Origin of the sequence: Ralstonia sp. Ralssp110, assembly GCF_047325135.1 — a bacterium.
In the GTDB taxonomy this organism is placed as follows: Bacteria; Pseudomonadota; Gammaproteobacteria; order Burkholderiales; family Burkholderiaceae; genus Ralstonia; species Ralstonia mojiangensis.
Genome location: NZ_CP168610.1, coordinates 3,497,687 through 3,519,899, shown reverse-complemented (window position 1 = coordinate 3,519,899; position 22,213 = coordinate 3,497,687). Strand labels below are relative to the sequence as shown.

Genomic DNA, 22,213 nt, shown 5'->3' with positions numbered 1-22,213 from the left:
GACAAAGAAAGTGAGTCAGCCCCGGCAGGGGATGAAACCAGGGATGCCCCAACAACATCAACGAGCACTCCGAAGCAAATCAGACATCAGTTCCCGGCACTATCCGTAGGCGTATTAAACGAATCCCGCAGCAAATAACTCATCGGCACCTCCAGATTCACCCCATTCGGCGGAATCGGCTGCTGAAACCACTTCTTGTACAGCTTCGGCACCTCGCCATCGACAATCAGCCGCGTCATCGACTGGTCGATCAGCTTCTTGAACTCCGGGTCTTGCTTGCTAAGCATGATCGCGTACGACGACACGAGCTGCGTCTTGCCCGTCAGGCGGTAATCGGCCGGGTTCTTGGCCGTGGCGCGCATGCCCGAGAGCAGGATGTCGTCACCGGCAAACGCATTGGCGCGGCCATCGGCCAGCATCGCAAACGCGCTGCGCAGGTCGTTGGCATCCACCACCTGCATCGTCATGCCCGTCTCGTTGAGCTTGCGTGCGAGATCGGCATTGCTCGATCCGCGCGCGGCCACCACCGTCTTACCGTTCAGGTCTTCCCATTGCTGGATCGGCGAGCCAGCCTTCACCAGCATGCGGCCCTTGGTGATGTAGTGCGGGATCGTGAAGGCGACTTTCTCACGGCGCTCGCGCGAGTTGTTGGTCGAGCCGCATTCCAGATCGGCCTTGCCCGAGGCGACCACGTCCATGCGTGTGGCGGCTGTCACCGGCACGTACTGCACCTTCAGGTCGGGGCGCTTGAGCGAGGTCTTGATCGAATCGATCAGGCGGGAGCAGATGTCGATCGTGTAGCCGACCGGCTTGGTGCCATCAAGGTACGAGAACGGAATCGAGTCTTCCCGATACGCCACGTGCACCGTGCCCGAATCGCGGATGCGATCGAGCGTCGGGGTGGCGGCAACGGCGGTGGACGGGAAGACAGCGGTGGAAACAGCAGTGGGAACGGCAAGCGCGGCCAGCAGCCACGTGCGCGCAGCGAACGGCATCGTCAAAGGTCCTAGGAGAGTTTCGGGCTTCTAATGGCCAGCCGACCGCATCGGGGCCCTATCGATGCGGCCGTGCGCGCAATCGATTGCCGGGCGACATCCGCCCGGCTGCGCAGCATTGGCTGGGGCGCGTCGTCACTCCCCCCGGGAATGCCAAAACGTGAAGCAATGTCACGCGCCGCCATGGGCGCGCATTATGCGCTGAATGCGGGTATACCCTCAAGCACCTTCTCGGTGCGTGGTCGATCAGCGTTGCACTAATCCGCCACCTTGTCGGTCGGGAACTTGAACGAGTCGCGCAGCAGGAAGCTCATCGGGATCTCCAGCTTCACGCCATTGGGCGGAATGGGTTGCTGGAACCACTTTTTGTAGAGCTTTTCCGCCTCGCCATCGAGGATCGTGCGTGACATGGCCAGGTCGATCACCTTCTTGAACTCGGCGTCGTCTTTGCCGAGCATGATCGCGTACGGCGCCACCGCCAGGTTGCTGCCGACGACCGCGTAGTCCGCCGGGTTTGGCGACGTCGCCCGGAAGCCATAGAGCAGCACATCATCCATCGCAAACGCATCGGCTTTGCCGGCCGCCACCATGCCGAAGGCTTCGGCGTGGTCGCGGGCCTCTACCACGTTGACCCTGAGCACGCGCGCATCGGCCATCGCGCGGATCTGCCCGCCGTTCGTGCTGCCGCGCGTGGACACCACCGTCTTGTTGTTGAGATCTTCCCAGCGGTGGATGCCCGAACTGGTCTTCACCAGCATGCGGCTGCTGGCAATGTAATGCGGAATAGTGAACGCTACCTTCTCGCGGCGCTCGCGCGTGTTGTTGGTCGATCCGCATTCGAGATCTGCGCGGCCCTCGGTGATGGCGCCGATGCGCGTGGCTGGCGTCACGGGCACGTATTGCACCTTCAGGTCGGGCCGCTTGACCGCCACCTTGACCGCCTCGACCAGCCTCGCGCAGAGGTCGATCGAATATCCCACCGGCTTGCCGCCATCGACATAGGAGAACGGTACGGAGTTCTCGCGATACGCCAGCCGGACAGTGCCGGTATCGCGGATGCGGTCAAGCACGGGGGATGCAGCCAACGCCTGGAAAGCGCACAACGCCAGGCCGGCCGCGAGCAATACGCGGGTCGGATGCGGCACGGGATGTCTCCTGTCTGGTTATTTTTCTGGTGCCGGCGCGCTCGCGCGGCTCCCCCACCCTAGGCGATGTGATCTTTCATCCCGCTTTCACGCCGGCCGCCCCGTGTTTCTCTTCACAGAGTCTTCATACAGGCCATGCGCGCTGCAGCACTGCACCCAGCTCCTGAGCATGTCCGTCGAGCGTGCCAAACACGCGGCCATGCTGATGATGGAAGCGGCTGGCGATGAAGCGTTCGGCGTCGTCGGGGTGGGCATGGGCCAGCATCAGGGCGGCCTGGGCCGTGAGTGCCAGCCCCTGCGCGATGCGGCGCGCGGAGGTTTCCTGGATGTCGCCCGGCTGATGCAGCATCGCCTGCAGCGCGGCCAGTTCCGCGCGCACGGCACGGTGGCCCTGTGCGCGCTCGCCAATGTCGTGCATCAGGCGCAGTGCGTCGTCCGGCGTGCGGGCGATGGCGCGCAGCACGTCCAGGCACATCACGTTGCCCGAGCCCTCCCAGATGGAATTGACCGGCGCTTCGCGGTACAGGCGCGCCATCGGGCCTTCTTCCACGTAGCCGTTGCCGCCCCAGACTTCCATGGCCTCGCCGGTCGCCTCAATGGCGCGCTTGCAGACCCAGAACTTGGCGGCGGGCGTGACGATGCGCTTCCACGCCGCGGCCAGCGGATCGACATCTGCGCGCTCGAACGCGCTGCCCAGTTCCATCATCAGCAAGGTCGCGGCTTGCGATTCCAGGGCCAGATCGGCCAGCACGTTGCGCATGAGCGGTTGGTCCACCAGCAGGCGGCCGAAGGCCATGCGATGCCGCGCGTGGTGCAGCGCCTGCATCAGCGCGTGGCGCAGGATGGCCGCGCTGCCGATTACGCAATCCAGCCGCGTGTGCGTGGCCATCTCGATGATGGTTGGAATACCGCGCCCTTCCTCGCCAATGAGGATGCCCTCTGCGCCGCGGAACTCCACTTCGCAGCTGGCGTTGGAACGGTTGCCGAGCTTGTCTTTCAGGCGCTGGATCTGGATTGGGTTCTTGCCGCCGTCGTCACGAAAGCGCGGTACGAAGAAGCACGACAGCGGCCCGTCTTCCGCGCCCATGCGTGCCACCACAAGATGCGCATCGCACATCGGCGCAGAGAAGAACCACTTGTGTCCGGTGATCGCGTATGTGGCGCCGCGGCCCTCGCCGCGCAACGGCGTTGCCACCGTGGTGTTGCTGCGCACATCGGAGCCGCCCTGCTTTTCGGTCATGCCCATGCCGACGAGGATGGCGGTCTTCTGGCGCCACGGCAGATCGCGTGCGTCGTGTTCGCGGGCGTAGAGACGGGGGCCCAGCTCGGCAAACAGCGCCGTCTCTTTTTGTAGAACGGGGATGCTCGCGAACGTCATCGTCGCCGGGCACAGCGTGCCGGATTCGATCTGCGCCTGCATGAAGTAACCGGCGGTGCGCGCGGCCCATGCACCGGCGCGCGGCTCGGCGAAGGGCAGCGCCTGCAGCCCCTGGCTGCGCATCAGCCCGAGCAGCGCATGCCACGCGGGGTCGAAGCGGATGGCGTCGATGCGCTCGCCGGTGCGGCTGTGGGTGTGGAGTTCGGGGTGATAGGTGTTGGCCTCCGCGGCCCACCGCAGCGTCTCGGGGGCGCCCAGCTGATCACCGAAGGCTTGCAGCGCGCTGGCGTTCCAGCCGCCGCCCAGACGTTCGAGTGCGTTTTGCAACGTGGTGTCGGACGTGAAGGGGTTGAAGCCGGTCAGGTCCGGGACCTGGTTGAAGACGCGGTGGGTGGCCTCGGTGGGCATGGGGGGTCTCCTGGCGTGGTGCTTTTGGTTGTGTGGGCCATGGTAGACCACCGGCGGTGGGGGTGGGTGGAGGGGGATTTCTATACGGGTTCCGCTTGGATGGCGGCCCCATCCCACTCGAGAAACAGATACACGCCCTTGTCCTCCACCAGCCGAAACCCCATCCGCTGATACAAGCGCTGAGCGGGGTTGAAGCGTTCCACATGAATCTGCACGCGTTTTCCTGAAGCGCGGGCCTGCGCAAATACAGCAGCAAGCACCGCGCTGCCGATCCCCGAACCGCACCGCGCCGGCACCAGCGAGATATCGATGATCAGCAGTGCGCCTTCCCGATGCTGTAGGTAGATCCGCCCGGCGGGTATGCCGTCCTGCTCGATCACGAAGAACTCTGCATCGGGATAGGCAAAGTACGCGCGTTGCTGCGCATCGAACTGCATCCGGACGAACTGCGCTTTCTGTTCATCGGTCCAGCCGGTCGCCTGCAGTTCGGCTTCGCGGGTGGTGCCATAGAGGTGCCGCAGGAAAGGCTGATCGGCTTCGGTCAGGGGGCGCAGCGCGGTGCCCGCGCGTTCGATCGGAAAGATCGGCATGGCGCTCAGCCGATGTTGAAGCAGGCTTGGTAGCAAAAGCCCTCCGCGGTGCGGGCGATCGGCACGAGGAACACCGGCTGTTCGGGTAGCGTGGCGTGCTGCAGGAAGTACGTCCCCTGCTGCAGCATGAACGACGCATCGCTTGCGAAGAACAATGAGAACACGCGCTGGCCTGGACGAGGGGCCGGCTCGGCCGTCACCTTGTCGAGGTTCAGCGTGAATTGTGGGTCGTGGGCTCCGCCTGGAGCCTGCAGCACGGAAAAGGCGGTGCCGACATGCGGCTGGAACAACTCTGCGGAAATCGTCATGGGCGGCAGATCGGATGCGGAAATTGGGCGATGGACTGGCACAGCATGCGTCGCCAGTCCATCGCAACGGCAGCGGCTTACGGGTGTTGCGGCCAAGCGCCTTGCAGGGCGATGCAATAGTTCATGACCAGGAACGGCTGCATGTTCTCGTGCGGCTGGCTGTCCCCGGAAGTGCCGACCGCCTGCGGTGCCAGCGAAGTCATCGTCGGCGCTGGTGAGGCATCTGTGTTGATGAACGACTGGTTGAGCGTCACCTGAAAGCGGGCCGGCAGGCGGCCAGCTGCTGTCGTCGACGCTGCACGACTGTTGTCACCGTATGCAGTGTGCGAGTGCGATGGCATCTCGGTATCCGCCAGCGAGACGGTGGACGAGCCCTGTGGATCGTTGAGCACGCCGCTCACAGGGCCCATGACCGCCCGCGCACGGAGGTCGGGTAAGCCGAAGGTTGTTGAACCGTTGCCTCCATAGTTGGTGCCAAGGATGGAGAACAGTGTCGTGTTCTGAGAGATCGGCATGATCGCCCCATCGCAGGCGGCCCAGTCCACCGGCGCAAAATTGAACCCGAAGATACGGATTTCCCCGACGAATTGATCGGACATTGGTTTCCCCTTTCGACTCAGCCTTGCGACGGGTAGATGCCCGCGGTGGCGATGATGTAGTTGATGGAGGCCGTCGGCATTTGATTGGTATGCGCCTGATTGCTGCCGGTCTGCCCGATCGTCTGGGGGGCCAGCGCGGCCTTGCCCGGCGAATTTGCCGTGCCGGCGTCGTAGAAGCCCTGCGCGTTCGATACGGTTGCCAGCAGTACGCTCGGGCCGGGCGTAATAGTCGTGGCGGCCGCGCTGGTGCAGTTGATGGCGTGGTTGTGCCCCGGAATCTGATTGATCGTCAACGTCACGCCGTCGACGCCGAACTGCTCTCCGATCAGGCGGTTAGTCAGCCCTGGGCCCTGCCCTTGTCCCACGGGAAGCTTCCCCTGCAGGTCTGGCAAGCCGAAGGTGCTCTGGCCATCGCCACCGTAAGTGGTGCCAAGCAGAGTGAAAAGGGTCTCATTCTCTGATATGCCAATGATCTGGCCTTGACAAAGCAGCCAGCCCACCGGGGCATAGTTGCCTGCGAACAGGCGGATTTCGCCAACGTATGGTTCTGCCATGAGTGATCTCCTAGCCGCGTGACGGGTACACGCCGGTCAGCGCGATGATGTAGTTCAGCACCAGCGATGGCTGCATGTTTTCGTGCGGCTGGTTGCCGCCGCTGGAGCCGCAGGCTTCGTTCGACAGCGGCGTCAACGTGCCGGGTGCGCCGTAAAGAGGGGTGCCTGCACTTGGGGGCCCCGGATTCGCCGGGTTGTAAATGTTGCTGGTGGCTAGGAGATGGTTCTGCGTGATGCCTGTCGTCGGCAATGTGGCGGGCGTCGTCGATGCATTGAATGGGTGGCTGTGCGCCGGCACTTGTGTGGTCGACAGCGTGACGGTCTCGGCGCCACCTACCTCGCCCTGCACGTAGTCCTGGAGGTCGCGGTGCAGCGGCGTGCGGCCGCGCAGGTCCGGCAACGCGAAGTTGGTCGTGCCATTGCCGCCATACTGGGTGCCCAGCAGCGAAAACAGCGCGGTGTTCGTCTGGATGGACAGCAGTGCGCCATTGCACAAGGCCCATCCTTTTGGTGGAAAAGGAAATCCACAGAGGCGAATCTCGCCCAGGTATTGATCCACGACCCCTCCTCGTAATGTGGCATCGCCACGATCTTGAATTCTTCGCTTCGAAGCAGAAAATCTTCTATTAATGGTTTCTGCGTCTCAATTTGATTGCCAGTCTGGTCATGGCGTATCACTAAACATAATGGACGGGATTTTCGCGTTGTCCGTATGAAAATCCAGTGTCAAGGCAGCAGAGCGTGCCAAAAGCGACACATCATGCCAATTCATCCGAAAGTTGGTATTGACGACACGGGACACCTTTCATAGCATCGCGTCGGGATCATTGCGCCTGCTCATTTTAAAAGAAACAAAGGGGCATTGATCTGTCGGGGGGTATTTGTGAGGGTTAACGCTTAATCATTGCATGGTTAGACGCTATGCAATGGATTGTAAGTGTTCAAATCTGCGCGCTATTTCCCCTCATTACCGGGGAGTGCCCGATGGGGATCAGGCACTGAATTTCCCATTACGCCACAAAGAGAAAAGCCCGCGACAGAGCGGGCGGAACGAGGGAGAAATGCGCGTGCTGACACAAAGCAGCCCGTATGGCCGGCGTGGGGTCGCCGGATGGTCAATGTTCCGGTGCCTGGAGGCGCAGGGGCGGAAATGGATGCGCCGGGGCCTACTGGCCTTGCTGGCGATCTGGTTGACCGTGTTGTCGCAGGGGGCGCTCGCGAACATCTCATGCTCCGTCTCGTTTTCGATGCAGCAAAACACGACGAAAACCTACTCGCTGACGGCTGGTGAAAATGCCGCATGTGACCCGCTTAACGTAGGGATAGCGTTCGACACCTTCGGGGACCAAAACTTCGACAACACCTCGGGCGCCGTCACTACACCAACCACGCAAGGCGGTACCTTCTATATTTTCGCCAATGTTCCCGGCGGCAGCGGTGCCCAGAACGGTTTCGTCTACACGCCCCCGAACCCCTCCTTCAGCGGCACGGATACCGCGACGTTCTATGTGACAGATAACAATGGCAACTGGACGCCTACCGGCTCGTTGACCATTACCGTGATCCCTACTGCGCCGACGGTGACGAGCATTGCGCCGAACTCAGGGACCACCGCCGGCGGCACCTCCGTCGCCATCATCGGCACCAATTTCACCAGCGCCACTGCGGTCAAGTTTGGCGCGACCAACGCCACCAGCTACACCGTCAACAGCGCAACGTCGATCACAGCCACCTCGCCCGCAGGGGCGGCCGGGACGGTTGACATCACCGTAACCAACGCTAACGGAACCAGCCCGACCAACGCGTCCGACCAATACACCTTTGTAGCGCCTCCTGTTGCGAACGCGGTCAGCACCACCGTTGCACACGGCAGCACAAGCAACCCCGTCACGCTGAACATTACCGGCGGCGCGCCGACCGGCGTGGCCGTCGCAACGCAGGCAGCGCACGGCACAGCCACCGCGTCGGGCACGTCGATCACCTATACGCCCAGCGCGTCCTACTCAGGCCCGGACTCATTCACGTACACCGCGACCAACGCGGGTGGCACGTCTGCGCCCGCCACCGTGACTGTCACCGTGTCGAATCCGACCGTCACGTATGGGCCGTCCTCGCCTGCAGCCGGCACGGTGGATACGGCTTATAGCCAAACGCTGGCTTCCGCCAGCGGCGGTACGGCGCCTTATACCTACACGATTGCGTCGGGCGCGCTGCCCGCCGGCATCTCGCTGGCCAGCGACGGCACGCTGTCGGGCACGCCCACGGCGGGCGGTACGTTCAACTTCACCGTCACGGCCACCGACAGCAGCACAGGCACCGGTCCGTTCACGGCGACCAGCGGCACGCTCACGCTGACTGTCGCTGCACCGACGATCACGCTCTCGCCGTCCGCGCTGACCAATGCCACCGTTGCCACGGCATATAGCCAGACGATAACGGCCAGCGGCGGTACGGCGGCCTACACCTACGCCGTCACTTCCGGAGCGTTGCCGGCTGGCCTCACGCTCAGTTCTGGCGGCGCGCTGTCGGGGACGCCCACGGCAGGCGGCACGTTCAACTTCACCGTGACCGCCACCGATAGCAGTACCGGCAGCGGCCCGTATACAGGCAGCCGCGCCTATACGCTGGTCGTCAATGCGCCCACGTTGGCGATCACACCGGCATCGGGCAGTCTCAGCGCTTCGGCCGGCGTGGCCTACAGCCAGACCTTCACAGGCAGTGGCGGCCTGGCGCCATACACGTATAGCCTTGCCGTCAATAGCGGCACGATGCCGACCGGTCTCTCGTTCAACACCGGTACCGGCGTGTTGTCCGGTACGCCCACCACCACGGGCGTGGTGAATTTCACGGTGACTACCACGGACCACGCAACCGGCACGGGGCCGTACAGCACGTCTGGCACCTACACGCTGACCACCTCGGCGCCCACCATTACTGTGTCGCCCACCACACTGAGCGCGGCAACCGTCGGCGCCGCCTACAGCCAGACTGCCACGGCCAGCGGGGGTGCCGCGCCTTATAGCTACGCACTGACTGCGGGTGCGCTGCCAGCGGGCCTGAGCTTGAACGGCAGCACCGGGGCGATCACCGGCACGCCCACGGCGGGCGGCACCTTCAACTTCACCGTCACGGCCACCGACGCCAACAGCTATACCGGCTCCCGTGCGTACACCCTGACGGTGAGCGCTGCCACCGTCACGGTGAGCCCGAGCACGCTGCCGGGCGCTACCGTCGCTACGGCTTACAGCCAGACCATCTTGGCCAGCGGCGGCACAGGTTCCTACACGTATGCCGTCACGGCGGGTTCGCTCCCGGCGGGGCTTACGCTGTCCAGTAACGGCACGCTGTCGGGTACACCCACGTCCGGTGGTGCGTTCAACTTCACCGTCACCGCGACTGACAGCAGCACCGGAACCGGTCCCTACACCGGAAGCCGCGCCTACTCGCTGACGATTGGGTCGCCCACCTTGACCATCACACCGGCCTCGGGTTCTCTCGGCGGTGTCGCAGGCACGGCGTACAGCCGCAACTTCACGGCAAGTGGTGGTACGAGCCCGTACACCTATGGCCTTGTAGTCAACAGCGGCACCATGCCCGCGGGCCTGACCTGGAACGGCGCCACCGGCACGCTGGCAGGTACCCCAACCACGGCCGGCACGGTCAGCTTTACCGTCACCGCGACCGACAGTTCGACGGGGACGGGTGCCCCATTTGCGGTCGGCGGGGTCTATACGCTCATCATCGCCGCGCCTAGCGTGACGGTATCGCCGGCCACGCTGCCCAACCCGGCGATTGCATCGGCGTACAGCCAAACCATCTCGGCAGCCAATGGCACCGCACCGTACACCTACGCTGTGACGGCGGGTGCGTTGCCGGCAGGCCTGAGCTTGAACACCACCACCGGCGTCCTCTCGGGCACGCCTACCGCAGGCGGAACGTTCAACTTCACCATCACGGCGACGGATGCCAATAGCTTCACGGCCAGCCGTGCCTACAGCGTCACCATCGGTGCGCCCACGGTCACGGTGAGTCCTGCGGCCGCTAACCCGGCCCAGATCACCACGGCCTACAGCCAGACCTTCAGTGCGGCCGGCGGCACCGCGCCTTACACGTACGCCGTGTCCACAGGTACGTTGCCAGCGGGCCTCAGCCTGAACGCCAGCACAGGCGTTCTGTCGGGCACGCCCACTACGCTGGGCAGCAGTACGTTCACTGTGAAGGCCACTGACAGCAGCACAGGCACCGGCGCCCCGTACAACGGGACACGCAGCTACACGATCGCGGTGGGCCAGGTGATCGGCACCGCGCCGGCAATCACGGCCACCACCATGTCGACGGCGCCGATCACGCTGCATGCAACGGCCAATGCAACGGGCGGTCCGTTCTCGTCCATTGCGATTGTCAGTCCGCCTGCCAGCGGCACCGCCGTCGTCAACGGTCTGGACATCGTTTACACCCCGACCCCGACCACCTCCGGCGCCGTCAACTTCACCTATGCGCTGATCAACACGGCCGGCACATCTGCGCCGATTCCGGTGACGGTCAACGTGAATGCGGTGCCCATTGCCGTAGCGCAGAAACAGGCCACCACGTCGTCGGGCCAGGCGGTGAGCGTGGACTTGACCGAAGGCGCCACGGGTGGCCCCTTCACGGCGGCGACGCTGGTGTCGGTAGTGCCGGCCAACGCCGGCACGGCCACGATTGTGCAGAAGGCTGTGCAGACGCCGGCGGGCGTGAGGAGTCCGGCTGCGGCGGCATCGACCTATGTGATGAACTTCACGCCGTCGGGCACCTACAGCGGCCAGGCCGTGCTGACGTACACGCTGTCCAACGCGTTTGCCACCTCGGCGCCGGCCACGGTGCAGGTGAGCGTGGCGCCGCGCAAGGACCCCTCGGCCGACCCGGATGTGGCAGGTCTGATCAACGCGCAAGTGCAGGCCGCGCGCCGCTTTGCCACCACGCAGATCGACAACTACAACCGTCGTCTGGAAGCGCTGCATGGCACGGGCCGGGCACCGTCAGGCAACGGTCTGACAGTCGCCATGCCGGGCCAGCGCGTGGACATGCAGGCGCGTTGCCAGGATGTGGTCGGCATTTCCGCGCACGATGCCTGCATGCGCGGTGAGGGCCAAGGCGTGCGGCCGTTCGCACGGGGCAAGCGCAATACCGATGCGGCCAGCGGCAACACCGACAAGTCGAACGCAGATGCCGGTCCCGACCTGCCCGGTGCCGACGCAGCCGGCGTGGGCCCGGACAACACCGATCCGAATCTCGCGTTCTGGAGCGCCGGTACGCTGGACTTTGGTTTCGCCAACGCGGGCACGCAACGATCCGGTTTCCGCTTCACCACAGGCGGCGTGACGGCGGGCGCCGATTACCGCGTGTCCGATCAGCTCTCGATCGGCGGTGGCTTCGGCTACGGGCGTGACTCCACCGACATCGGCAACGCGGGCACCAAGAGCACGGGCGACAGCTATAGCCTTGCGCTCTACGGCAGCTATCGCCCGCTGCCTTCGTTGTTCGTCGATGGCGTGGCCGGCTTCGGCACGCTCAGTTTCGACTCGCGCCGCTGGGTGACGGACTCCAACGACTTTGCCACCGGCAAGCGCAACGGCAAGCAAGTGTTCGCCTCCGTGTCGGCCGGCTATGAGCATCGCGATCGCACCTGGCTGATCTCGCCTTACGGGCGCCTGGCGGTCTCGCAATCGACGCTGGATCAGTTCACGGAATCGGGCGCCGGCATCAATGCGCTGACGTATTTCGACCAGACGGTGACGACGGTATCCGGCACGCTCGGCCTGCGTGCGGAATACACGCAGAAGACCAAGTGGGGCACGTTCCTGCCGTTCGCACGGGTGGAGTACCAGCACGACTTCAATGGACAGAGCAATGCGGGGTTGGCGTATGCCGATCTGGCATCGGCGGGCCCTGCTTACTACGTGCCGGGTACGCCGTTTGGGCGCGATCGCATGCAGATCGGGTTGGGAACGAAGTTCCGCACCGGGCCGCTCACGTTTGGGTTGGACTACAGCGTGATGGCTGGGATGGGCGGTTTGCAGCAGGGGATTCGGTTGACGTTTGCTGCACCGTTCTGAAGCAACAAGCGGTAAGCGCCCAACAAAAAGCCAGCCTTCGGGCTGGCTTTTTTTTCGGGCGCGATCTCAGCGCATCAGGTTGCCGTCGAGGATTCCGCCGGCTTTTCCCCAGTCAACAAGTAATGCATCAGTTCCCGCACCGGCCGAATCGCCTCCCCAAACGGCAACTTCCCAGCCCCGCGGAAAAATAGCCCGCGCTCCACATCTCCCCGCAGCGCCTGCGCAAGCTTCAGGTCAATGCAGAACTGCCCCACCTTCCCAATCCCATCCCGCAGCCCGCACGTCTGCAAACAATCGAACCCTTGCAGGCAATCCCGCACCTTGGCTTTCGCCTGCAGCGCGCTTTCGCGCGACAGATAACGCGACAACCACGGCGTCATCACCGCCCGCGCCGGCAACCCGGCCACGCTGACGAACTCGCCGATATCGCCTTGCTCCGCGCCCGTCAGCACCCGCTTGAAGCGCACGTGCGCATCGCCCTCTTCTGTCACCGCAAATGCAGTGCCGAGCTGCACCGCAGCGGCGCCCTTGTCGAGCCAATGCTTCACCTTGGCATGCGAATCGATGCCACCTGCAAGGATGATCGGAATCTGTTCCGCAGCCAGCCCCAGCTTGATGAACAGTTCACGGCATTCGTCCAGCACCCGCGCGAACGAAAAGCGTTCGTCGCGCAGGTCTTCGATGCGGGCTGCGCCCAGGTGGCCGCCGGCGTGCGTCGGATGCTCGATCACCACCGCATCCGGCAAGCGCGACTTCTTCATCCACCGCTTGAGCACCACGCCCACGCCGCGCGAGTCGGAAAGGATCGGGATCAGCGCGACCCTCGGGTGCTCGGCGGTCATCTCGGGCAGATCGAGCGGAAGCCCCGCGCCCATGACGATGGCATCGGCGCCGCTCTCGCACGCCTGACGCACCAGCGCGGGGTGCGATTCCACCGCCTTCATCACGTTCACGGCGATCATGCCGTTGCCCTGGCTGCCTTCACGCGCGGCGCGGATCTCGCGGTCCAGCGCGACGAGGTTGGCGGCGTTGATGGCGTCCTTGTCGTGCGATTTCTCGGTGGCGGCAACAAGGTCTGCGTGGTGATGCCGCAAGTCGATGCTGGCGATGGTGCCGACGCCGCCTTCGCGCGCCACGGCGCCGGCCAGCCGGTGCGCCGAAATACCCACGCCCATCCCGCCCTGCACGATGGGTACGAGGCTGCGCCCCGCGAGTGTGAACCGACGTTCCAGCATGACAACTCCCAGCGGCCGTGCCGCAATGCAATAGAAAAGGGACTGAGCGTCGCATAGGTGAAACGCAGCGGGGTTGCGCAAGATCAAGGCGAGCCCCGCCGGTGCGCGCCGCCGCACATTGCGCGGCGGTTTGGACTGAAATGACCCGTCGACCGTCAACTCACTGGTTTTCGTGCTGGCAACGCCGACGGCCCTGTGCTTAAATTCAGCCTCGTTGGATGAAACAGGGGTGCCGTACGGATGGGCCGTGCGGCTGAGAGAGTCCCTTCGCACCCGATCCGGTTCGTACCGGCGTGGGAAGTTTCAGAACACCGCGTAGTCTCTGGCAGCCCACCCCTCAGTTCTTCGGGTCACGCCACCTCTCCCGGTTTCGTCCACTGCCTGCTCCACCAGGCCACAGAATCTAGGACGAGACCATGCCCCAAGCCAAAAACGCCCCCGCCGCATCGTTCGACTCGCTGCAGTCCGAGCTCGACCAGAAGTTCGCCTATCCGGCCTCCAGCAAGACCTACATCGTCGGCAGCCGCGCGGACATCCGCGTGCCGATGCGCACCATCAAGCAGACCGCCACGCGCACCGACAAGGGCGAGATGCTGAACCCGCCGGTGCCGGTATACGACACCTCGGGCCCGTACTCCGATCCGGACGTGCACATTGATCTGAAGGCGGGCCTCGCCCCGCTGCGCGCCAAGTGGATCGACGAGCGCGGCGATACGGAAATCCTCTCGGGCCTGTCGTCCGAATACGGCCGCACGCGTGCCAACGACCCGGCCACGGCCCACCTGCGCTTTGCACAACTGACGAACCCGCGCCGCGCCAAGGCCGGCGCCAACGTAAGCCAGATGCACTATGCGCGTCGCGGCATCATCACGCCGGAAATGGAGTACGTCGCGCTGCGCGAATCGCTGAACCTGCAGGCGCTGCAAGACAAGCCCGAGTACCGCCAACTGCTTAAGCAGCATCCGGGCTTCTCCTACGGCGCCAACCTGCCGCAGCGTCCGGAAGACATCACGCCGGAATTCGTGCGTGCGGAAATCGCTGCAGGCCGCGCGATCATCCCCGCCAACATCAACCACACCGAGCTGGAGCCGATGGCCATCGGCCGCAACTTCCGCGTGAAGATCAACGGCAACCTCGGCAACTCGGCAGTGACGTCGTCGCTGGCCGAGGAAGTGGAAAAGATGGTGTGGGCGATCCGCTGGGGCGCCGACACGATCATGGACTTGTCCACCGGCAAGCACATTCACGAGACGCGCGAATGGATCCTGCGCAACTCGCCGGTGCCTATCGGCACGGTGCCCATCTACCAGGCGCTGGACAAGACCGGCGGCGTGGCTGAAGACCTGACGTGGGAGATGTTCCGCGACACGCTGATCGAACAGGCCGAGCAAGGCGTGGACTACTTCACCATCCACGCGGGCGTGCTGCTGCGCTACGTGCCGCTGACGGCCGACCGCATCACGGGCATCGTTTCGCGCGGTGGTTCGATCATGGCCAAGTGGTGCCTGGCGCATCACAAGGAAAACTTCCTGTACACGCACTTCGACGAGATCTGCGAAATCATGAAGGCGTACGACGTGTCGTTCAGCCTGGGCGATGGTCTGCGCCCGGGTTGCATTGCCGACTCGAACGACGCCGCGCAATTTGGCGAGCTGCACACGCTGGGCGAACTCACCAAGAAGGCGTGGGAGCACGACGTGCAGGTCATGATCGAGGGCCCGGGCCACGTGCCGCTGCAACGCGTGCAGGCCAACATGGACGAAGAGCTGAAGCACTGCTTCGAAGCCCCGTTCTACACGCTGGGCCCGCTGGTGACCGACATCGCCCCGGGCTACGACCACATCACCAGCGGCATCGGCGCAGCCAACATCGGCTGGTACGGTACGGCCATGCTCTGCTACGTCACGCCCAAGGAGCACCTGGGCCTGCCGGACAAGGAAGACGTGCGCGAAGGCATCATCACCTACAAGATCGCTGCGCACGCGGCTGACCTTGCCAAGGGCTGGCCGGGCGCGCAGCTGCGTGACAACGCGCTGTCCAAGGCACGCTTCGAATTCCGCTGGGAAGACCAGTTCAACCTCGGCCTCGACCCGGAAAAGGCGCGTGCCTTCCACGATGAAACGCTGCCGGCCGAGGGCGCCAAGATCGCGCACTTCTGTTCGATGTGCGGTCCGAAGTTCTGCTCGATGAAGATCACGCAGGAAGTGCGCGACTACGCGGCAACGCTCGACGCCAACGCCACAGCCGCAGCAGTTAACCCAACTGCGGGCATGGAAGAAAAGTCGATCGAGTTCCGCAAGAGCGGCAGCAAGATCTACAGCTAACCAACCGGTGCAATGCCAACCTCGACTTCATTCGACGTAACGATCCTCGGTGGCGGCCTCGCTGGCCGCCTGTGTGCCTGGCAGCTCGCGCAAACGGGGGTACCCCCCGCGCGCATTGCCGTGGTGGAGCGCGGCCCGCGCGACGGTAGCGGTGCCGCGGCGTATGTTGCTGCCGCCATGCTGGCACCGCTGGCCGAAGCCGCCGTGGCGGATCGTTTTGTTGTGGATTTGGGGTTGGCAAGCCTGGCGCTGTGGCGCGATTGGTTGCCCAAGCTGCGCACGCCGGTCTTCTTCCAAGAGGCCGGCACGCTGGTGGTCTGGCATGCGGCAGACCGTGGAGAGGCATCGCTGTTTGCCAACCACGTGCGCAATGCCGCGCCGCCTGAGCGCGTGGCCGCCGATCTGCGAGCCGTGGACGCGGCCGGCATTGCCCAGCTCGAGCCGCTTCTCGCGCAGCGCTTCACGCAAGGTCTGTATCTGGCGGGCGAAGGCCAACTGGACCCGCGTGGCGTGTTGGATGCGCTGGCGACCGAGCTTGAAGCGCTGGGCGTGCAACTGCGCTGGAACACGGAAGTTGCTGATCCGAGCCCCGACGCGCTGGCCGCTGCAGGGCTTGGCGCGCGCCTCGTGCTCGATTGCCGTGGCCTGGGTGCCAAGCCGCAATGGCCGCGCTTGCGTGGCCTGCGCGGCGAGGTGGCGCGCATCCATGCGCCCGACGTGTCGCTCACGCGGCCGGTGCGCATGCTGCATCCGCGCTATCCGCTGTACATCGCGCCCAAGCCGGGCAATGTCTACGTGATTGGCGCGACCGAGCTTGAATCCGACGACATGTCGCCGGCAAGCGTGCGTTCCACGCTGGAGCTGCTGTCTGCGGCCTACGCCGTGCACCCCGCGTTTGGCGAGGCACGCGTGCTCGAGCTGAACACGCAGTGCCGGCCGACGCTCCCGGACCACCGTCCGGCCATCCGCTGGGATGGCGCTGGCACGCTGTCGGTCAATGGCCTGTACCGGCACGGCTACATGATCGCGCCCGCCGTCACCCGAGCCGCGGTGGCAGCGGCGTGCGACGTGCTGGACGGCTGTGCCTTCGATACGGACGACTGCGAATGGCCTGCGCTGTTCGCTGGCGCCGTATCCCCCGAACCTGTTTTGTCATGACGCTGAACGTCACCCTCAACGATCTGTTGCTTGCGCTGCCTGCGGGCAGCACGCTGGCTGATGCCATTGGTGCCGCCGCGCCGCAACTGCAGATCGCGCCGCCGTTTGCCGCATCGGTGAACGGCGACTTTGTGCCCAAGGCGCGCCATGCGCAGCATGCGCTCAACACGGGCGACCGCATTGCACTCGTGCAGCCTGTCGTGGGCGGCTAGGAGTCTTTGATGACCACTACGAATCTTTCCGCCGTGGCGGACCCGCTGCGCCTGTACGACGAAACCTTCGCCTCGCGCCTGCTGCTCGGCACGGCGCGTTATCCGTCGCCGCAAGCGCTGGAAGACGCGGTGCGCGTGTCCAACCCGGCCATGCTCACAGTCGCGCTGCGCCGCCAGAGCGCCGGCTCGCCCGAAGGCGGCGCCGGCTTCTGGAAGATGCTGCGCGCGCTCGGCGTGCCCGTGCTGCCGAACACCGCTGGCTGCTATTCCGCCGACGAGGCTTACACGCTCGCGCAGATGTCGCGCGAAGTGTTCGAGACCGACTGGATCAAGCTCGAAGTCATCGGTGATGACTACACGCTGCAGCCCGATACGCTCGCCCTGCCCGCCGCCGCCGAACGCCTCATCCGCGATGGCTTCAAGGTGCTGCCGTATTGCACCGAAGATCTCGTGCTGTGCCGCCGCCTGCTCGACGTCGGCTGCCAGGCGCTGATGCCCTGGGCCGCGCCCATCGGCACAGGCCGCGGGCCCACCAACCCGTACGGCCTGCGCCTGCTGCGCGAGCGCTTGCCCAACGTGCCGCTCATCGTCGATGCCGGCCTGGGTGTTCCGTCACACGCCACGCAAGTCATGGAGTGGGGCTACGACGCCGTGCTGCTGAACACCGCTGTCGCGCAAGCGGGCGACCCGGTGGCGATGGCGCAGGCGTTTGCGATGGCCACGCAGGCCGGCCGTCTCGCGCGCCTGTCTGGCCCGATGCCCGAGCGTGACGTTGCGCAGGCGAGCACGCCCGTTGTTGGCTTGCCGTTCTGGCATGCGGAAGAGAAGCAGGCATGAGTGCATCCGCCTTGCGTTTTTCCGCCGCGTGGCCGGAAGCGGCTGCATTGGCCGCACAGATCGTCGATCGCCATGTGGAAGCGTTTGGTCGCGCGCCGCACGCCTGGAGCGTGACCGACCGCGCCGATGAAGCCACCAGCCCCGCCACCGTTCTGCTGACGACGAATACGGCTCAAGCCGAACGCGCTCGCTCTGCTGGCGCCGCTGTTGTGCTGACGGCAGTGGAAGGCGATCAACGCATCGACACAGTGCACGACCGCCTAGGTACTTACCGCTTCACGTCTGCGGCACAAGGCGATGCATTCGATGCGCACTTTGCCGCCATCTTCGGCGCGGCACTCGCGCTGGCGTTCGAGCCGCGCGATGCGCTGTGCGTGGCGCGCGCATGGATCGCCGAAGGCAATGCCGACGCGCTCGCTTGGCCGACGCGCTTCGACGCCCTGCCCCGCGTGCTCGAACCGGCATTGCCGTGCCCGACCGCAGCGGACCTCGCCTTTGCGCCGTGCCCGACGCAACTCGGCATCTACGCTGTCGTGCCGGATGCGGACTGGGTCGAGCGCCTCGTCGCGCTCAAGGTGCCGACGGTGCAATTACGCTTCAAGTCGGACGACGCGCAAGCCGTGGTCGACCAGGTGCGCCGCGCAGAAGCCGCCGCACGCGGCAGCGCCACGCGCCTGTTCATCAACGACCATTGGCAAGTCTCGCTGGATGTTCACGCCGAGGTGCCCAACAGTGGCATCTACGGCATCCACCTCGGCCAGGAAGACATCGACGATGCTGACCTGGAAGCCATTCGTTCCGCAGGTCTGCGCCTTGGCATCAGCACGCACGGCTTTGCCGAGATGCTCCGCGTCGCACCGTTGAACCCGAGCTACCTTGCGCTGGGTGCCGTGTTTGCCACGCCCACCAAGACCATGCCCACCGTGCCGCAGGGCCTCGGCCGCTTGTTCGCCTACGCCGCTGCCATGCGCACGCGCGTGCCGGCCCCGCCACTGGTGGCCATCGGCGGCATCGATCTGGCAGCGATGCCGCGTGTGCTGGAATCCGGCGTGGGCTCTGTGGCGGTGGTGCGTGCCATCACCCAGGCGGCCGATGTGCCGGCTGCGGTGGACGCACTGCAAGCGACGTTCGCGGCGCACGTGCGCGCGTAAGCATCGCGCGCTGCACGCAAGCGCGCTTGTGCCGCGCACCCGGGTTTTCGCTGACCTATCCTGTTCGTGCGCCGCTGCGGTCGTTGCCGCAGCGGTTTTCGAAAACACGCTGCAGGAGACAAGACATGGCGGTCCAGCCCATCCCCGAGGGTTACCACAGCGTCACCCCGTACCTGAGCATCAAAGGCGCCGCGCGCGCCATCGACTTCTACAAGCAGGCCTTCGGCGCTACAGAAATCATGCGCATGAACGGCCCCAACGGCACCATCGCGCACGCCGAAATCCGCATCGGGAATTCACCGATCATGCTGGCCGATGAATTCCCCAACATGGCCTGCGCCAGCCCCGAGACGCTGCAGAGTACGTCGGTCGGGATGATGATCTATGTGCCCAACGTCGACGCTGTGTTTGCCAATGCCCTGAAGGCCGGCGGCACGGAAGTCCGCCCGGTGGTGGACCAGTTCTACGGCGACCGCTCCGGCACGCTGAAGGACCCGTTTGGCCACGTGTGGACGGTCTCAACTCATGTGGAAGACGTGGCGCCCGATGAGATGGCCAAGCGCATGGAGAAGTGGACGAAGGAGCAGGCGGCGGCATCGGCCTGAATATCGGTGTGGCAAAGAAAAAAGCGCGGACGAGAGCCGCGCTTTTTTTCTCCTGCGTTCTCGACTAATTACCGCGTTGGACATATCCCGTCGTTGTTCATTGCGGGCAGGCCTCGGAGGCGATGAAGTCAAAGAGTGTTGAGTCTCGTCGATTTCGTGCGCGACGCTCCGACACTGGTGGATCTGTGTGCGTTTGCATCTTCCACCCTGAGGTCCTGCACGATGACTATCCCTGAACAGGCTCTGCCCGAAACTACCGTTACCGCCCGCCGTCGCTCCTTCTACGGCATCAAGGCCGAAGCTCTCACCGTGCCCGGCAGCCCGTGCCTGAAAGTTGTTTATCCCGCTCCATTACCCGGTGTCATCATCTTCGTGCATGGCGTCAACTCCACCGGCGAATGGTTTGATGCCGCAGAGGAAGGCCTTTGCAAGGGGCTCAATACCCGCCTGCAGCGCAATGACGAACAGGTCGCCCACCCAAAGGAGAGCGGCAAGCTGCGCCCCATGCGCTACACGCCCGAGCTGACGGAAGACGGCTATATATCAGACGACCTCAAAGCAAACACCTTCATTGAACCGGGCAGCGGCACCAGCCCCGTCATCCGCTTCCGCTGGGGCTACAAAGCCGGCAGTGAAGACGTGGTCCAGGAAGACGGCACCATCCGCAACGAGCTTGCCAGTGTGGGTGGCAATATTCTGCTCGACGAGAAAAACGCCTGGGGCGGCGGCCCGTTCGTCAATGGTGCCTCCGCCCTGCCGGATCTGTTCGGCAAAGGCACCGACAGCGAAGTGTTGGGCGGTCTGTTTGAACTCCAGCACCTGCAAACCAGCGATCGCCAGATCTACAGCGCGCCCACGCGCCACTACCAGGCCTTTGCCGCTTGGCGGCTGGCCAAGCTTATCTCCCGCATCCGAGAACTGCACCGCGACATTTTTGAACGCGATTGCCCCATCACCGTCGTCTGCCACAGCCAAGGCAACATGGTGGGCTTGGCCTCTGCCTACTTCGGCGCCAACCACCCCGAGTTCCAATCATTGGGCGTAGCCGACACCTACATCCTCGCCAACCCGCCCTACAGCCTGCGCGGGAGCCGCCTGGATAACTTCAGCCAATTCGACGGCGCAGGCCGCGTCACCTACGACGCGCGCGTTGCCGGCCTCAAGGGCTTCTTCGACATCGTGCGGCACTTCCAGGGCCGAGCCCAGCACTACAGCCACCACGCCGTGGACCAGCTCGGATTCAACGCGTGCCCCCAGAATGGCGACACCCCGCGCACTGCCGCCCAGGACAGCGCAGACCACCAGACCCGCGGGCGCGTCTTCCTCTATTGCTGCCCGCACGACCGCGTCATCTCCGTCTCGCCCGTCCAAGGCATGGGCTGGCTTGGCTTGAACGACGAGGATGTGCAAGCCACCGAGGCTCGTGACATTCTGTTCCAACGGGTCTGGGCACAAACCAAGCCGGGCACGCCTTACAAGGTGGGCGCAGAACCCGGCTACCGTTACCGCTACTGGCATGACACCATCGGCGCCACGCCGGCCGATGTGGGCAGCGGCTGGGATGACACCGCCGGCACCTTCAAGCCGCAGAACACCAAGCCCACATTCTGGACGCCGTCCCCAGACACCGCGGGTGTTTCCTTCGCCCGAATCTGGGGCGATTCGCGCAAGGGCATTTTCGGCAAGCTTGTCGCCAGCGCTGCCGGCGTTCCGATCCAAGCCCTCATGTGGGGTGGCCAAGCCGTCAAGGGCGCCACCAACGTCAATGCCGACCCAGCCGATGGCTGGACCGTGCTCGTCAATGCCCCCAAGGTGCCCAGTGGTGGCATCGTGCCCCAGGCCGTCTACCTGCCGCACGGCAAGCCTCGACCCGGCGAGACCTCACATCCGGATGGCGTGCGCACCATCGGCCCCTTCAACCAGCACAAGGAATCGGCCAGCGATGCGCTGAACCGCAAGCGGAGCATCCCTGAAGGCCAGTTCGACCCCTACGCCGAGCAGCGCAAGGCCGGCTACGGCAACGCCACCAGCGAAGCCGCCATGCGCTACGACCAGAACGCCGGGGTGCGCCAGCGCGCGCGGCGCGAAATCTACAACGATGACGGCACCGTTAGGAAGGGCGTGCCCTTTGCGGAAGGCGATGTCGAGAAGATGAACGCCGCACAACACCACACCTTGCGTGGCACGAAGTTCGGCGCTTTCGAACAGCAAGAGCGCACTGCCTTGATGAAGGACGGCGAAGACGCCCAGGCCACCAACCATTCCACCATCCTCACCAACGCCATGCATGCCGAACATGTGCTCGCCTATGACGTGGACGTGGGTCTGTGCCACTTCGATGAGCTGCTGATGAACCAGTTGCGGCGGATGGCGGATTGGCGGTGGTGCGAGCCAGAAAAGACTGATGAATACCCGGCGGGCCGCGACCGCAAGAAAGACAGCGAGTTCACCTACTACAACACGAAAGGAGCCCTCTATCAGGATGGCGCGTTGGCCCAAAACAAAAATCTCGCCGCCGCCAAGGGTGCCGTCAAGGCTATAGGCATTGACGACGCGCGTAATTCAGGGCGCCTCGATGCCCATCACATGTTGCCAGGCGGACCTCGCCACGCCTGAGGA

The 22,213-nt window shown here is 64.6% G+C and carries 17 protein-coding genes and 1 riboswitch; of the genes, 8 read left to right on the top strand and 9 right to left on the bottom strand.

All coding sequences use genetic code 11. From position 1 onward, the window contains the following. Positions 1-86: 86 nt before the first annotated feature. The 8 genes from ACEN9T_RS25410 to ACEN9T_RS25375 form a co-directional block, all read right to left on the bottom strand. Complete coding sequence (locus tag ACEN9T_RS25410) at positions 87-995, bottom strand: transporter substrate-binding domain-containing protein (RefSeq protein ID WP_413707439.1); 909 nt, start codon at positions 993-995, stop codon at positions 87-89. A 257-nt stretch (positions 996-1,252) separates the two neighbouring features. Beyond that, positions 1,253-2,140, bottom strand: a complete 888-nt coding sequence (locus tag ACEN9T_RS25405; protein ID WP_092973911.1) for an amino acid ABC transporter substrate-binding protein — start codon at positions 2,138-2,140, stop codon at positions 1,253-1,255. A gap of 124 nt (positions 2,141-2,264) precedes the next feature. Next, positions 2,265-3,926 (bottom strand): acyl-CoA dehydrogenase family protein, encoded by a 1,662-nt coding sequence (locus ACEN9T_RS25400; RefSeq protein WP_092973914.1) that lies wholly within the window; start codon positions 3,924-3,926, stop codon positions 2,265-2,267. 80 nt (positions 3,927-4,006) lie between these two features. After that, a complete protein-coding gene (locus ACEN9T_RS25395) occupies positions 4,007-4,516 on the bottom strand; it encodes an N-acetyltransferase family protein (RefSeq protein ID WP_413707438.1) in 510 nt (169 codons plus the stop codon). A gap of 5 nt (positions 4,517-4,521) precedes the next feature. Continuing rightward, on the bottom strand, positions 4,522-4,824 hold the full coding sequence (locus ACEN9T_RS25390) for a DUF6916 family protein (RefSeq protein ID WP_092973919.1): 303 nt from the start codon (positions 4,822-4,824) through the stop codon (positions 4,522-4,524). A 77-nt stretch (positions 4,825-4,901) separates the two neighbouring features. Next, positions 4,902-5,423: a phage tail protein gene (locus ACEN9T_RS25385; protein ID WP_413707437.1), complete on the bottom strand. Its 522-nt coding sequence runs from the start codon at positions 5,421-5,423 to the stop codon at positions 4,902-4,904. A 17-nt stretch (positions 5,424-5,440) separates the two neighbouring features. Next, entirely contained in the window at positions 5,441-5,977 is a 537-nt protein-coding gene (locus ACEN9T_RS25380) for a phage tail protein (protein WP_092973926.1), read from the bottom strand. A 10-nt stretch (positions 5,978-5,987) separates the two neighbouring features. Then, entirely contained in the window at positions 5,988-6,536 is a 549-nt protein-coding gene (locus ACEN9T_RS25375; RefSeq protein WP_092973929.1) for a phage tail protein, read from the bottom strand. Positions 6,537-7,038: 502 nt separating this feature from the next. Here ACEN9T_RS25375 and ACEN9T_RS25370 point away from each other — a divergent pair. Beyond that, positions 7,039-12,072: a putative Ig domain-containing protein gene (locus tag ACEN9T_RS25370; RefSeq protein WP_413707436.1), complete on the top strand. Its 5,034-nt coding sequence runs from the start codon at positions 7,039-7,041 to the stop codon at positions 12,070-12,072. A gap of 74 nt (positions 12,073-12,146) precedes the next feature. Here ACEN9T_RS25370 and ACEN9T_RS25365 read toward each other — a convergent pair whose 3' ends face one another. Then, positions 12,147-13,307, bottom strand: coding sequence for an NAD(P)H-dependent flavin oxidoreductase (locus ACEN9T_RS25365; RefSeq protein ID WP_092973935.1), 1,161 nt, complete (start codon positions 13,305-13,307; stop codon positions 12,147-12,149). A gap of 215 nt (positions 13,308-13,522) precedes the next feature. Then, a riboswitch (TPP riboswitch) is annotated at positions 13,523-13,624 on the top strand. Positions 13,625-13,723: 99 nt separating this feature from the next. Between ACEN9T_RS25365 and thiC the strand changes: the two genes are divergently transcribed. The 7 genes from thiC to ACEN9T_RS25330 all read left to right on the top strand — a co-directional run bounded on the left by thiC (position 13,724) and on the right by ACEN9T_RS25330 (position 22,210). Continuing rightward, on the top strand, positions 13,724-15,631 hold the full coding sequence (thiC, locus tag ACEN9T_RS25360; protein WP_092973938.1) for a phosphomethylpyrimidine synthase ThiC: 1,908 nt from the start codon (positions 13,724-13,726) through the stop codon (positions 15,629-15,631). A gap of 12 nt (positions 15,632-15,643) precedes the next feature. Next, complete coding sequence (locus ACEN9T_RS25355; RefSeq protein ID WP_413707435.1) at positions 15,644-16,789, top strand: FAD-dependent oxidoreductase; 1,146 nt, start codon at positions 15,644-15,646, stop codon at positions 16,787-16,789. Then, the gene (gene thiS / locus ACEN9T_RS25350) at positions 16,786-17,001 is read left to right on the top strand and encodes a sulfur carrier protein ThiS (protein ID WP_413707434.1); all 216 of its coding nucleotides are present in this window, start codon (positions 16,786-16,788) and stop codon (positions 16,999-17,001) included. The genes ACEN9T_RS25355 and thiS overlap by 4 nt, the downstream gene beginning before the upstream one ends. 9 nt (positions 17,002-17,010) lie before the next feature. After that, positions 17,011-17,838, top strand: coding sequence for a thiazole synthase (locus ACEN9T_RS25345; RefSeq protein WP_413707433.1), 828 nt, complete (start codon positions 17,011-17,013; stop codon positions 17,836-17,838). Next, on the top strand, positions 17,835-18,989 hold the full coding sequence (locus ACEN9T_RS25340) for a thiamine phosphate synthase (protein ID WP_413707432.1): 1,155 nt from the start codon (positions 17,835-17,837) through the stop codon (positions 18,987-18,989). Before ACEN9T_RS25345 ends, ACEN9T_RS25340 begins: the two co-directional genes overlap by 4 nt. A 125-nt stretch (positions 18,990-19,114) precedes the next feature. Continuing rightward, complete coding sequence (locus ACEN9T_RS25335) at positions 19,115-19,594, top strand: VOC family protein (protein ID WP_092973949.1); 480 nt, start codon at positions 19,115-19,117, stop codon at positions 19,592-19,594. A 222-nt stretch (positions 19,595-19,816) separates the two neighbouring features. Further along, the gene (locus ACEN9T_RS25330) at positions 19,817-22,210 is read left to right on the top strand and encodes a DUF3274 domain-containing protein (RefSeq protein ID WP_413707431.1); all 2,394 of its coding nucleotides are present in this window, start codon (positions 19,817-19,819) and stop codon (positions 22,208-22,210) included. The last annotated feature ends 3 nt before the right edge of the window (positions 22,211-22,213 follow it).

Bases quoted from the DNA above. Each gene is read 5' to 3' on its own strand.
- ACEN9T_RS25410 (WP_413707439.1), bottom strand. From the start codon at position 995: ATGCCGTTCGCTGCGCGCACGTGGCTGCTGGCCGCGCTTGCCGTTCCC.
- ACEN9T_RS25400 (WP_092973914.1), bottom strand. From the start codon at position 3,926: ATGCCCACCGAGGCCACCCACCGCGTCTTCAACCAGGTCCCGGACCTG.
- ACEN9T_RS25395 (WP_413707438.1), bottom strand. From the start codon at position 4,516: ATGCCGATCTTTCCGATCGAACGCGCGGGCACCGCGCTGCGCCCCCTG.
- ACEN9T_RS25390 (WP_092973919.1), bottom strand. From the start codon at position 4,824: ATGACGATTTCCGCAGAGTTGTTCCAGCCGCATGTCGGCACCGCCTTT.
- ACEN9T_RS25385 (WP_413707437.1), bottom strand. From the start codon at position 5,423: ATGTCCGATCAATTCGTCGGGGAAATCCGTATCTTCGGGTTCAATTTT.
- ACEN9T_RS25380 (WP_092973926.1), bottom strand. From the start codon at position 5,977: ATGGCAGAACCATACGTTGGCGAAATCCGCCTGTTCGCAGGCAACTAT.
- ACEN9T_RS25370 (WP_413707436.1), top strand. From the start codon at position 7,039: ATGCGCGTGCTGACACAAAGCAGCCCGTATGGCCGGCGTGGGGTCGCC.
- ACEN9T_RS25365 (WP_092973935.1), bottom strand. From the start codon at position 13,307: ATGCTGGAACGTCGGTTCACACTCGCGGGGCGCAGCCTCGTACCCATC.
- thiC (WP_092973938.1), top strand. From the start codon at position 13,724: ATGCCCCAAGCCAAAAACGCCCCCGCCGCATCGTTCGACTCGCTGCAG.
- ACEN9T_RS25355 (WP_413707435.1), top strand. From the start codon at position 15,644: ATGCCAACCTCGACTTCATTCGACGTAACGATCCTCGGTGGCGGCCTC.
- thiS (WP_413707434.1), top strand. From the start codon at position 16,786: ATGACGCTGAACGTCACCCTCAACGATCTGTTGCTTGCGCTGCCTGCG.
- ACEN9T_RS25345 (WP_413707433.1), top strand. From the start codon at position 17,011: ATGACCACTACGAATCTTTCCGCCGTGGCGGACCCGCTGCGCCTGTAC.
- ACEN9T_RS25340 (WP_413707432.1), top strand. From the start codon at position 17,835: ATGAGTGCATCCGCCTTGCGTTTTTCCGCCGCGTGGCCGGAAGCGGCT.
- ACEN9T_RS25335 (WP_092973949.1), top strand. From the start codon at position 19,115: ATGGCGGTCCAGCCCATCCCCGAGGGTTACCACAGCGTCACCCCGTAC.
- ACEN9T_RS25330 (WP_413707431.1), top strand. From the start codon at position 19,817: ATGACTATCCCTGAACAGGCTCTGCCCGAAACTACCGTTACCGCCCGC.